Annotated in this window: 2 protein-coding genes; both read left to right on the top strand. The window is 55.9% G+C overall.

Annotated elements, in window-relative coordinates; genetic code table 11:
- A partial coding sequence (locus ACI2KA_RS26940; protein WP_404505487.1) for a tyrosine-type recombinase/integrase occupies window positions 1–481 on the top strand: 481 nt, incomplete at its 5' end.
- On the top strand, window positions 478–1,606 hold a 1,129-nt coding region (locus tag ACI2KA_RS26935; protein WP_404505486.1), incomplete at its 3' end, for a tyrosine-type recombinase/integrase. The genes ACI2KA_RS26940 and ACI2KA_RS26935, both read left to right, overlap by 4 nt.

Raw genomic sequence — 1,606 nt, 5'->3', positions numbered from 1 at the left:
ACCGAGCTTGAAAACTGCTCCGTCACGGCGGCAACTCCCGCTATCCAAGGAGCTTGTCGAGCTGATCCCGATCTATTCGCAAAACTTCCGAGGCAAAGCACACTATCCCCATCTTCTGATCTCCCAGAAATCGAAGCCTTTGTCGCTTCGATCAATGAACGAGATTTTTGAAGTGGCGTCCGAAGCTCTGTCTCAAGAGGCGAAGAAGTCGTTGAGCAAACAAGGTCTTGATAGCGTTTCCTGTCACGACCTCCGGCATACGTCGGCGGTCGTCCGAATGACACGATATCGGGACAAAGGGCTCGATCTGGACACGGCTCAGGGGAATTTGCGGGAATACTTCGGTTGGTCGAAGGAGTCCAACATGCCCCGCCTCTATGCGAAGGCCTACTTCGAAACCACTCTTGCCGAAGTGTGGGACGAGACGTTTGACACGTACGTGGATGCCTTGAGGCGTATTATTCCGGAGCGAAACCATTGAATAATATTGCTTTCGAGCATTCAGGGCTCTCGGACGAAATCGCTGGCTTGGCTGCTAAGCTGCCCCCGTTGCCTCCTGTAGTCCGATACTTCGATGATTTTGCGAATGAGACGCGGTCGATCACGAACCTTGCGAGCGTTCCCACCGTCGAAATCGGCTTGGATGGTGCCACTACCAAGGTCAGCTTTGCTCCCTATGGACCGGCGGAATTGGTATTGAAGCACGTCTTGGTCGACTTTCTTGGCCGCCTTGATCCTCATTCAGTAACAATCCGATTCGCGGGCCTTCAGCGATATGTACTTCGTCGCGGAGTCGCATCCCTCCTTTCTCTTATCAGCTTACCGCCATTCGACGCTCGCTCACATTGGAATACGTTTGTCTTGTCGGATGTAAGTGCTGTTGAAACTTGGGCATTGCGAGCAATGCTACATTCGCTCTGTCGCGTGAACATCGGCCAATGGTCACCTCAAGCGGTTTCCATCATCAGAGGGCTAAAGAGCCCGAAAGTCGACAAGTATCGGGTCGTCCGCGCCGGTGACTGCTTCCTGCCGCTGGACCAACAGGCCCTGATCGTCAACCACATCGACAGCCTCTGCGAAAAATTGGCGGTCGATCCAGCTTCGCTCGACAATGAGGAACTTCGCGACGTCTGCATGCTGGTAATGTCGTACCAATACGCCTTCCGGCCTGGGCAGATCGCCAGAGTTGAGCTGGCAGACGTGCGGCTCTTTCCGACGGGGGCAGTGCACGTCGCTGTGTCGATCATCAAGCAGAAGGACAACAGCAAACGCATCCGGATCACCAGAAAGGTCAAACGAGAATGGGGTCCGCTCTTCAACGAGCTGGTTAGAAGGCGTGAGACGGGATCGCTCCGACCAGAGGAAGGGGTGCCCGCTCGTCTGCTCTTCGCTCTCACCCCAGGTGCCGTCAGCAGCGCGATCATGGAACTGGCCGAGGAACTGACGGGAGATGCATGGTCACCCACCGACCTGCGGCACACTGCGGCCCAACGTCTTGCCGATGGTGGCATCTCCCATGCCGGTCTCACGGAGTTCATGGGGCAGACGAGCGACCGCATCGCCAACGTCTACTTCGACAAGTCTCCTGCGCAGGCACAGCGCATTA

It is taken from the genome of Agrobacterium sp. NPDC089420, assembly GCF_044900305.1.
Classification (GTDB): domain Bacteria; phylum Pseudomonadota; class Alphaproteobacteria; order Rhizobiales; family Rhizobiaceae; genus Agrobacterium.
Note: the sequence above shows the minus strand (reverse complement) of the source record. Positions and strands in the feature narration are given on the sequence as shown.